The sequence below is a fragment of the Acinetobacter geminorum genome (assembly GCF_013009345.1).
Lineage (GTDB): Bacteria > Pseudomonadota > Gammaproteobacteria > Pseudomonadales > Moraxellaceae > Acinetobacter > Acinetobacter geminorum.
This window is the reverse complement of sequence record NZ_JABELE010000033.1, coordinates 1-10,394: the sequence shown is the minus strand read 5'-3', so window position 1 is coordinate 10,394 and position 10,394 is coordinate 1. Positions and strand designations below refer to the sequence as shown.

At 60.7% G+C, this 10,394-nt stretch carries 8 protein-coding genes and 3 pseudogenes; 10 read left to right on the top strand and 1 reads right to left on the bottom strand.

Going from position 1 to position 10,394, the window contains the following annotated elements; all coding sequences use genetic code 11:
• Positions 1 to 75, bottom strand: a pseudogene (locus HJG58_RS18840) (IS630 transposase-related protein); the annotation flags it as partial.
• A 410-nt stretch (positions 76 to 485) separates the two neighbouring features.
• Here HJG58_RS18840 and HJG58_RS18350 point away from each other — a divergent pair.
• The 10 genes and pseudogenes from HJG58_RS18350 (at position 486) to HJG58_RS18310 (ending at position 10,375) form a co-directional block, all read left to right on the top strand.
• Positions 486 to 1,055, top strand: coding sequence for an Hsp20/alpha crystallin family protein (locus HJG58_RS18350; protein WP_000350434.1), 570 nt, complete (start codon positions 486 to 488; stop codon positions 1,053 to 1,055).
• A 93-nt stretch (positions 1,056 to 1,148) separates the two neighbouring features.
• Positions 1,149 to 3,998 (top strand): heat shock survival AAA family ATPase ClpK, encoded by a 2,850-nt coding sequence (gene clpK / locus HJG58_RS18345; RefSeq protein ID WP_004834873.1) that lies wholly within the window; start codon positions 1,149 to 1,151, stop codon positions 3,996 to 3,998.
• A 3-nt stretch (positions 3,999 to 4,001) separates the two neighbouring features.
• Positions 4,002 to 4,172 (top strand): annotated as a pseudogene (locus HJG58_RS19230) (PLDc N-terminal domain-containing protein); the annotation flags it as partial.
• A 165-nt stretch (positions 4,173 to 4,337) separates the two neighbouring features.
• Positions 4,338 to 4,691: pseudogene (gene yfdX1, locus HJG58_RS19110) on the top strand (heat resistance protein YfdX1); the annotation flags it as partial.
• Between the two features lie 102 nt (positions 4,692 to 4,793).
• Positions 4,794 to 5,681, top strand: coding sequence for a heat resistance protein YfdX2 (yfdX2, locus tag HJG58_RS18335; protein WP_002126446.1), 888 nt, complete (start codon positions 4,794 to 4,796; stop codon positions 5,679 to 5,681).
• Positions 5,682 to 5,770: 89 nt separating this feature from the next.
• The gene (gene hdeD-GI / locus HJG58_RS18330; RefSeq protein WP_004834871.1) at positions 5,771 to 6,382 is read left to right on the top strand and encodes a heat resistance membrane protein HdeD-GI; all 612 of its coding nucleotides are present in this window, start codon (positions 5,771 to 5,773) and stop codon (positions 6,380 to 6,382) included.
• A 79-nt stretch (positions 6,383 to 6,461) separates the two neighbouring features.
• The gene (locus HJG58_RS18325; protein WP_005130191.1) at positions 6,462 to 7,607 is read left to right on the top strand and encodes an RNA polymerase sigma factor; all 1,146 of its coding nucleotides are present in this window, start codon (positions 6,462 to 6,464) and stop codon (positions 7,605 to 7,607) included.
• The gene (gene trx-GI / locus HJG58_RS18320; RefSeq protein ID WP_004834869.1) at positions 7,597 to 8,037 is read left to right on the top strand and encodes a heat resistance system thioredoxin Trx-GI; all 441 of its coding nucleotides are present in this window, start codon (positions 7,597 to 7,599) and stop codon (positions 8,035 to 8,037) included. Before HJG58_RS18325 ends, trx-GI begins: the two co-directional genes overlap by 11 nt.
• 3 nt (positions 8,038 to 8,040) lie before the next feature.
• Entirely contained in the window at positions 8,041 to 9,747 is a 1,707-nt protein-coding gene (locus tag HJG58_RS18315; RefSeq protein ID WP_032006326.1) for a cation:proton antiporter domain-containing protein, read from the top strand.
• Positions 9,722 to 10,375: a PAS domain-containing protein gene (locus tag HJG58_RS18310; protein WP_228129001.1), complete on the top strand. Its 654-nt coding sequence runs from the start codon at positions 9,722 to 9,724 to the stop codon at positions 10,373 to 10,375. Before HJG58_RS18315 ends, HJG58_RS18310 begins: the two co-directional genes overlap by 26 nt.
• Positions 10,376 to 10,394 lie beyond the last annotated feature (19 nt).

Sequence of the window (10,394 nt, the reverse complement as noted above, 5' to 3'; positions counted from 1 at the left end):
TTCGAAGTGCTGAGCAACCGCTCGAATAGATTGGCCTTCTTCAAGCTTGGCTAATATTTTCTTTCTAAAATGTATTGTATTGGTATCGGTATTGTATTGGTTTTTTTGCGTGCTTACTATACGTTGTCTGGGGCAACGGAAGTGTTTCGACCCGACTCTGGAACGCGATCCGCAGCGACGACTAGGCAATTCCGCACGTTGGCCTGATCAGGTCGCCCCGCTGCACCTTGTCTGAGCAGTCGACCTGCATCAATGGGGCGGGAGATCGCTGTACATTGAATGTTGATATTCTTTCCTGATAAGCGCAGTATCTTACAAAGTCTTGCAAGGATTTCCTTGGCCGGAACCGCAAAGCGACGCGATTGGAGAGGGCGAAATGAAAGCGCACCTACAGGTGATTTTCACGCTCGATGAATTGGCAGCGTACTTGAAAGTCGGCAAGCGGAGTGAGCGAGAGTCTTCAATTTTTCTTCTGGAGGTGTGACATGGACATTGATTTCAAGAAATTGGCTCCCTGGAACTGGTTCAAAAAGGAGCAGGAAGAACAACAGAGCACTGCCTCGCTGCCGGTGCAGCGCAATGACCTGCAGGTGTCGGGTGGGCCCGTCAGTCCCATCCTGCAATTGCATCGCGAGATCGACCGCCTGTTCGACGACGCGTTCCGAGGCTTCGGTTTCCCGACGCTGGCCATGCCACGCTGGCCGTCGGACTGGCCGGGCATGCTGAAGCCGGCGCTGGACATCCAGGAGACCGACAAGCAGTACAAGATCGCCCTGGAAGTACCCGGCGTCGACGAAAAAGACATCCAGATCACGCTCGACAACGACGTGCTGCTGGTGCGCGGTGAAAAGCGTCAGGAGCAGGAAACGAAAGACGGCGGTTTCCACCGGGTGGAGCGCTCCTACGGTAGCTTTCAGCGCGCTCTGAACCTGCCGGCCGATGCCAACCAGGACACGATCAAGGCCGCTTTCAAGAACGGCGTGCTCACGATCACGATGGAAAAGCGCGAGGCCAGTACGCCCAAGCAGGGGCGCTCGATCCCGATCAACGGCTGACGCGGGGCAGCGCGTTTTTCTCAAAAACCAAAAAGAAATGAGGCACCGTGATCGGCGGTGCCTCTTCAGATCAATCTTTACAGGAGTATCAGCATGGACAGAAAACAATGCCAGGTCTGCGGCCAACCCGCCACCGTGCGGGTGGAAGCCAATCTCAACGGTCGTCACAGCACCATGCTGTTGTGTGACGACCATTACCGTCAACTGGTGCGCCAGCAAAAGCGCACCGTCTCGCCGCTGGAAGCCTTGTTCGGCTCGCGCAGCGGCCTATTCGAGGACTTCCTCGGCAGTGACTTCTTCCGCATCGGCGACGACGCGACGCCGATGGCCGCCGATACCGATGACGTGGTCGATGCCTCGTTCGGCGAGCCCGCCGCCGCAGGTTCGGGTGCGCCGCGCCGTCGCGGCAGTGGTTTGGCCAGCCGCATCAGCGAACAGTCGGAAGCCCTGCTGCAGGAGGCCGCCAAACACGCTGCCGAATTTGGCCGCGCCGAGGTGGATACCGAACATCTGCTGCTGGCGCTGGCCGACAGCGACGTGGTCAAGACCATCCTGGGTCAGTTCAAGATCAAGGTCGATGACCTCAAGCGGCAGATCGAGTCCGAGGCCAAGCGCGGGGACAAGCCGTTCGAGGGCGAGATCGGCGTGTCGCCGCGCGTGAAGGATGCGCTCAGCCGCGCTTTCGTGACCTCCAATGAACTCGGCCATTCCTATGTCGGTCCGGAGCACTTCCTGGTCGGTCTGGCCGAGGAAGGCGAAGGGCTGGCCGCCAACCTGCTGCGCCGTTACGGCCTGACGCCGCAGGCGCTGCGCCAACAGGTCAGCAAGGTGGTCGGCAAGGGCGCCGAGGATGGCCGCGCCGAGACGCCGACCAACACGCCGGAACTCGACAAGTACTCACGTGACCTGACCAAGATGGCGCATGACGGCAAGCTCGACCCGGTGATCGGCCGTGCGCAGGAGATCGAGACCACCATCGAGGTGCTGGCCCGGCGCAAGAAGAACAACCCGGTGCTGATCGGCGAGCCGGGCGTGGGCAAGACCGCCATCGTCGAGGGGCTGGCGCAGCGCATGGTGGCCGGTGAAGTGCCCGAGACCTTGCGCGACAAGCGCCTGGTGGAACTCAATATCAACGCCATGGTGGCCGGCGCCAAGTATCGCGGCGAGTTCGAGGAGCGCGTGCAAAAGGTGCTGAAGGAGATCTCCGAGCACCAGGGCGAGCTGATTCTGTTCATCGACGAGGTGCACACCATCGTCGGTGCCGGTCAGGGCGGTGGCGAAGGCGGGCTGGACGTGGCCAACGTCTTCAAGCCGATGATGGCGCGCGGCGAGCTGAACCTGATCGGCGCCACCACGCTCAACGAGTACCAGAAATACATCGAGAAGGATGCCGCGCTGGAGCGGCGCTTCCAGCCGGTGACGGTGCCCGAGCCGACAGTGGCACAGGCCATCATGATTCTGCGCGGCCTGCGCGACACCTTCGAGGCGCACCACAAGGTCAGCATCTCTGAGGACGCGATCATCGCGGCGGCTGAGTTGTCCGACCGCTACATCACCGCCCGCTTTTTGCCCGACAAGGCCATCGACCTGCTCGACCAGGCGGCCGCGCGCGTGAAGCTGTCGGCCACGGCCCGGCCGGTGGCCGTGCAGGAGCTGGAGTCCGAACTGCACCAGCTGCGGCGTGAACAGGATTACGTGGCCGCGCGCAAGCAGTACGACAAGGCCGCCGAGCTCGGCAAGCGCATCGAGGCCAAGGAGGCCGAGCTCAAGAAGCTGATCGAGGGCTGGGAGCGGGAGCGGGCCTCTGGCAGTGCCGAAGTCAAGGCAGAACACGTGGCCCAGATCGTTTCGCGCCTGACCGGCATCCCAGTCAACGAGTTGACGGTGGAAGAGCGCGAAAAGCTGCTGCACCTGGAACAACGGCTGCACGAGCGCCTAGTGGGACAAGACGAGGCGGTCCGTGCCGTGGCCGATGCCGTGCGGCTGTCTCGCGCGGGCTTACGCGAAGGTAGCAAACCGGTGGCTACCTTCCTGTTCCTGGGCCCGACCGGGGTGGGCAAGACCGAGCTCGCCAAGGCGCTGGCCGAGTCCATCTATGGCGATGAAGGTGCGCTGCTGCGCATCGACATGTCCGAGTACGGGGAACGCCATACCGTGGCACGTCTGGTGGGGGCGCCTCCAGGTTACATCGGTTACGACGAAGGCGGTCAGCTCACCGAGAAGGTGCGGCGCAAGCCCTACAGCGTGTTGCTGCTGGACGAAATCGAGAAGGCTCACCCCGACGTCTACAACATCCTACTGCAGGTGTTCGACGACGGGCGGCTCACCGACGGCAAGGGCCGGGTGGTGGATTTCACCAATACCATCATCATCGCCACCTCGAACTTGGGCTCGGACATCATCCAGCGTCGGCTGAAGGCCCGTGACGCCGCCGGCGAGGAATACGAGAAGACCAAGTTCGAGGTGATGGACGTGCTGCGCGGACACTTCCGCCCCGAGTTCCTCAACCGCATCGACGAGATCATCGTCTTCCATGCGCTGGGCAAGGAGGAGATCCGCCATATCGTCGGCCTGCAGCTCGATCGTGTGGCCCGCAACGCCGCCAGCCAGGGCGTGACGCTCACCTTCGATCAGACGCTGATCGACCATTTCGCGGAAGAAGGCTACAAGCCGGAGTTCGGTGCGCGTGAACTCAAGCGCCTGATCCGCAGCGAACTGGAAACGACGCTGGCGCGCGAGATGCTCGGCGGCGGCATTGGCAAGGGCGATCACGCCAGCGCCCGCTGGGACGACAAGGCCGAACGGGTGGTCTGCGAGCGCCAGGAGCCACCCGCGAAGCCGGCCGAGCCTGAGAAGCCCGATGCCGCGAAGCCGGCCGAGACGCCGCCGAGCGACGCGAGCAAGCCTGCGCGCAAGAAGAAGTCAGCGGGCGGCGAATCTTGAGCGATGGGGGCTGTCGTGTCCGACCCCAACGGGCTGACATGGGCAGCCACCCTCGTGCCGCTGGCGGTCACTATCCCCACAGCGGGGCACACGGTCATCTTCAAGCGTGACCCTCGATCGGCCACGCTGTGGGTGCTGCTGATCGCGCTGTTGCCGCTGGGCGGTTCGCTGCTGTATGGGCTGTTCTGCATCAACCGTTACCAGCGGCGGGCGCGGCGGCTGTTTCCGGGGGCAGATCCTGCTGTTCGGCAGGACCTCACGCCTACGATGCCCCAGACCGTATCGGCGCCGTTTGCCGGCCTGGCGCACCTGGTGGGACGTGCCACCGGCCAGTCGCTGACCAGCGGCAAGATCGACAACGCCAAAGCGGAACTCGCCCGAGCACTGAACACCCTGGTGGTGACCTCGGTCGCCTTTCCTCTGACCGTGCTACGGGCCGAAGCCGCGATCGCAAAAGCTGAAAAGCTGGCCGAGACCGACAAGCGCGATGCCAAGCAGAACGAGGAGCTCAGCACCTTGCTGTCGTCCGTGTGCACGGAGATCGAGATGGCGCAGATCCTGGGTTATGGCAAGAAGGCAGACTTCAAACCCATCTTCGATCAGGTGAAGTTCATTGAGCAAAAGTCGGCTGGTGGCAAAAGCGGCAAGGGATGGTTCGACGAGTTGAAGACGCGCATCCAAAAGCTGTTTTGAGGTGATGAAGGGGCTGACTGCTCTGTCGGTCAGTCTCGCGATGTTCGCATTCAGCCCCAATAGATTCGCCTATTTTCACTATCTCATACGAGGTATATCACCATGAATGAGCAAACACCGAATCCCAATGCGACGAACGAAGGAATAAACGAACAGGCCGCGGTAAGCAGCCTTCCTGTCAGTCCAGAGGCCAAGCCTGAAGTCGTCACGGAGGTACAGCCTGAGGTTCAGAAGGAAACGGACTCGCAGGCGGCAGACAAACGTAAACAAGTCCTCGATGAGGCCGTCTCGGCCTTGTCGCTGACCAAATCAGCGCTGGCCGCACTTGACGGCAAGGACACTGCACGCGCATTGGCAACGCTGGCCGAAGTGACGGGAAAGCTGGAGCTGATCGTCGCGCGCGAACCCACGCTCGCCCTGGCCGGCGTTGATGTGCGCACCATCGTGCACGACTTGTTCGCCAACACGGAAACCATTGAGGCGATGACCGACGAGGCGCTGGATGCCCTCAAACATGGCGAGGTGCAACGGGCTCGCCACGTGCTGGCTTTGCTGGCCAGTGAAATCGTGATCACAGTCACCAACATCCCTTTGGCGTCCTATCCCGCAGCCGTGAAGGCAGTCGTGCCGCTGATCGATCAGGGCAAGATCGAAGAAGCCAAAGCCGCGCTGCAGTCAGCGCTCAGCACGCTGGTCGAGGAGCGCAGCGTGCTTCCGCTGCCCGTCCTGCGTGCGAAGCTGCTCCTGAAGCGCGCAGAGCCCCTGGTAGAAGATGGTCAGCGCAGCGAAGCATCCAATGAGCGCCTGGAGACATTGTTGAACGAAGCCCGGCAGCAGTTGGAAATGGCAGAACTGCTGGGCTATGGTAAAAGGAAGGACTTTGAGCCCCTATACGCTGAACTCAAGAAAATCAAGGAAAAGACGGGAGGGGGAGGCTGCGGAAAAGGCTGGCTCGATGAAGTCAAGGCAAAACTGTCCAAGTTGTTCTGAAACCGCTGGAGAGGGGGCGCATAGCGCCCCCTCTCTTGTCCCATGAGTGTTTGATTTTTTATTTTGTATAGATCTTTAGGAGATATTGCATGAACACAGATACCATCGCCAATTCCAATGCGGATGACCCCACCAAAGCACTGTGTTCGCTGAGCCAAAATTGGTGGCTTTTTGTGCTGCGCGGTGTCTTGGCATTGATTTTTGCAGCCCTCGCGTTCTGGATGCCACAATCGGCTCTGTTGGCCATGACCATCATGTTCGGCGCATTTTCCTTGGTCAATGGCGCGTTCAACTTGTTTGCAGCGGTGCGCCATATCCAGAAAAAAGAGCGCTGGGGCTGGCTGCTGTTCAGCGGCATTGTCGGCATACTTACGGGCGTCGTCGTCCTGGTTGCTCCTTGGGTCGCCACGATAGTCTTGGCTTCTTTTTTATGGGCTAGCGTGGGCTTCTGGGCGATTTTCACCGGTGTGCTGGAGATATCCGCCGCCGTTCGGCTGCGTCGGGAAATCAAGGGTGAAATCTGGCTTGCCCTCAGTGGACTGCTCTCGATTATACTTGGCGCTATCGTCTTGTGGATATTTTTTACCCGTCCGGTCGAGTCATTCGTGGCCGCAGGCTGGCTGTTGGGTTTCCATGCGGCAGTCTATGGCGTCACGCTTTTGTTCTTTAGTTGGAGTCTTCGCAAAACGCGCCTGGGGTAAGAGCGTGCCAAACCAAAATCTATGGATATGAGCATCCTCGATTCATACCTCCATAGAAATGACATCGAAGGAGTCATACATGCAGATGCAATATAGCTATCGAGCTATCGACAAAGAGTTTCATGAACCTTGGCAGAGAGCTTTGGGAAATGTGATCGAGCACGCCCTCAAGCCATTGCTCGACAAACACACTAAAGATTCAGCGCAACTTCAAATCATCCTTGATCGCGACAAGATCAAGCGGCAATTTCTGGCCAGTGGCTATATGCACCTGCCCGGCAAAAAGATTGTCAGCGTTACTGCATCACATGACGAGCTGACGCCCCTCGCGCAGATGCTCGCAAAGTCGTTGTTCCGTCAGGCCAAGAAGCATTTTGACCGACTGCATGCTCAGGATCAAATCAAGCGCAAAGCACGACGCGAGCGCTTGCGCGAGCTCAAGGTGCGGATTGCCGCAAAACCCGCATCAGCCGCCCATAAGGCCGAGGTGACCCGAATGCCTCTACTGTCGAAACTTGAGGCTGTCGCAAGGCGTGAGCTGGCTTATCTGCGGGCCGTCGGCGATTTACCGCGCGATTATCCGACGCTACGCGACGTGGTGGATGAAGCGATTGTCCGAGCTGAGGTGGAATGGCAATCCGTGCCGGGGGAAAAAAAGGCTTACACCGGTCTTTTGAAGCATCTGTTCGCCGTCCTGGATAACGAAGTGGCAAGCAGCCGGCAATTTGGCGAATTCGTTTCTCTGGACGCGCCGGTCGAACCGGATGCCCAAGACGTGGCCGAGGCCATGGTGGAAGAGGAAATCTTCGAATTTTATCAGCCCGATGACACACTCAAGCTGGCCGATATCTTCGCTGGCAGTCAGCATCCCGATGTCGCAACGATCGCGGAACAGGAGGAGCTGATTGATCGGTCGAGCGAGTTCGCTTTTGCATTTGACCTGCTGAAGGACATGCCGCGTTTGTGGCGGCGCATTTTTCTGCTTATCCGTGTGGACGGGCTGAATGCCAGCAGCGTCTCTGAAATCCTGCTGATTCCTAATAAGGAAGATGCTGTCCGAAGGTGGCTCATGCAGGCCGAAGCATTCATCGCTGCTCATCTGGAAGAGGCCGGAGTAAGCAAAAACGGGAACGATTGGCTCCAAGGCGTTGATTGGTCGGCATTGTCTGTGACCCGAAGCGAGGCAGCCTCACTGTGGTCCAAGGAGGCGAACCATGAAGAATGATCTTCACCTCGTCTGCCCGCATTGCCAGTCCATCAACCGCGTACCGACTGCGAAGCTATCGGAACATCCCAACTGTGGCCGCTACCAGCAGCCCTTGTTCACGGGCGAGCCCATCGAGTTGACCACGGCGACGTTCTCGCGCCACGTGGAGCGCAGCGATCTGCCGCTGCTGGTCGATTTCTGGGCGCCATGGTGCGGGCCGTGCAAGATGATGGCGCCACAGTTCCAGCAAGCGGCGAACCAGCTCGAACCGAGGATCTGGCTGGCGAAGGTGAATACCGAGGCTGAGCCCCACCTGGCCGCGCAGTTCGGTATCCGCAGCATCCCGACGCTCGCCCTGTTCCAGAGTGGGCGGGAGATCGCCCGTCAGGCCGGCGCGATGGGCACGCAGGACATCGTGCGCTGGACGTCGACGCAAGTGGGACGCTGACCGATGCAGGGCTTGCTTGGTGCTACGTTAATCCTGCTGGCGGCTTGCAGCCTGGCGGCGATGGCGACGGCGGCGTTCAGAGTGCCCGCCTTGCTGGGGTATCTCTCTGTCGGCGTTGTACTGGGCCCCTCAGTCATCGGCGTGATCGCGCCGGGGGAGACGCTGAGCTTTCTGTCCGAGCTGGGCGTGGCGCTGCTGTTGTTCATGGTCGGACTGGAATTTTCCCTCGGACACTTCTGGCTCGCCCGCAGGACAGTGCTGATGGCGGGCGCTCTGCAGATGATCGCCGTGGCCCCGCCGCTGATCCTGCTATTGATGTGGCTGGGGCAGCCCGGCCAGAGCGCCGTGCTGCTCGGCACTGCGGCGGCCATGTCGTCCACGGCGCTGGTCAGCCGACAACTGGCCGACCAAGGCGAGCTCACCACCCGCCACGGCCGCAGTGCCATCGCCGTGCTGGTCTTTCAGGACCTGGCCAGCGTGCCCCTGTTGGCCTTGCTGGCGATCTGGGCGCGCGGCGAGTCGCCGAAGATCGAGCATGTGCTGCTCGAAGTATTCGGTGTGCTGCTGCTGTTCGCGGCAGCGGCCCTCGCCTCGCGCCGTCTGTTGCATGGTCTGCTGGGCTGGGTGGCGCGGCGGGGCCACGAGGAATCGTTCGTGCTCGTCTCCTTGTGCGTGGTGGTGGCTGCCGCCGCCGCTGCGCACGCGGTCGGCGTATCCGCCGCCCTGGGGGCCTTCCTCGCCGGGATGGTGCTGGGCGAGAGCGACTTCCGGCACCACATGGAAAGCCACCTCAGGCCGTTTCGCGATGTGCTGTCGGGCCTGTTCTTCGTGACCATCGGCTTGCAGCTGGATGTCGCGCAGATCGTGGCAGCACCGCTGGCGGTACTGGGCTGGCTGTTGGCCTTGGTGCCTCTCAAGATGGGGCTGAACTTTCTGGCTCTGCGCGCAACCCGCCTGTCGGCGCTCGACGCCTGGCGCACAGGCATCGTGCTGGGGCATGGCGGCGAGTTTGCGCTGCTGCTCCTGGGCATGGTCATGCAGCAGCACTTGGTTGCCGCCAACGTGGTGCAACCGATGCTGATCGCGTTGGTGCTGAGCATGGGGTTGGCGCCGCTCCTGATCCGACACCATGACCGTTGGGCGCGGGCATTCAGCCGCTCGGGCGCACTCGGTCAGCCACCGCAGGCCGAAGAAGGCGAAGTCGCCGAGCGGGCGCGGTCGTTGCGCGACCATGTGATCATCTGTGGGGCGGATGAAGTCGGGCTGCTGCTGAGTCGAACGCTGCGTCTGGCAGGCGTGCCGCATTTGCTGCTGGAATCGGACCGCCAAAGGGTCGAAGCGGGTCGTGCGATGGGGGCGCCGGTGTCGTATGGCGATGCCAGTCGGCTCGACACCCTGGCCGCCGCCGGATTGGCCCATGCCCGTCTGGTGGTGCTGACGCTTGTTCGTCCGCAGACGGCCGAGCGCATTGCGCGAGCGGTCCTCGAACGCCGCCCGACCTTGCCCTTGGTGGTGGCCACTGACCGCGTAACGGATGCCCAGCTTTTGCGTAATCTGCCCAATGTCAGGCTGTACCCGTTGTACCTGGCTTTGGGACTGGGGCTGGCCGAGCAGGTGCTGTTGATGCTGGGCATCAATGCCGACTACGTCAACCGCCGGATCGAGGAATTACGGCAGACACTCAGTGAGTCAGGTGGGGATAGACCATGAACGGGCCGGCCATTGGGTTGATGGTGTCGCTACTTGCCAATATTGGCATGGCGGTTGCGCGTGGGGTTTTGCTCGTACCAATCGCCAGAGGCGCGACGAGCTGAAGCTTCGCCAACAAGCGAAAATCGACGACAACGAACGGATCGCCATCGCCCTGGAAGGCGCAGAATTGGGGTTCTGGGAATGGGATATCGCCACCGACAGCTTCAGGCTTTCTGCCCGCAGTCTGGCGATGTTCGGCTTCACCTCCGACGACGAGAAGATTGGCGCCACCCATGCCGCATGGCAAGCGCGTATTCACCCGGAGGATTTACCGGTCGTTCTGGCAAAGGTGCGCGCTTATCAAGAAAACCCGTCGGAGCGATTGGAGTGCGAGTACCGCGTTCGTCATCGATCCGGCGTTTGGATTTGGGTTTTGGATCGCGGCCGATGGCTGGGTGACGCGGGCAGGCAACTGATAGTCGGCACTCTGCTCAACATCTCTTCTCGCAAGGAAATGGAGCAGCAGTTGCTGCGTATGGCGATCACCGACCCCTTGACCGGCTTGTCGAACCGGCGGGCGTTTAACGAGGCTTTGTTGCACAAACCTATCTCTAAAGGCTTATTCCACAATATAATTTTCAAATGAATAAGTCGACACCTAAAAT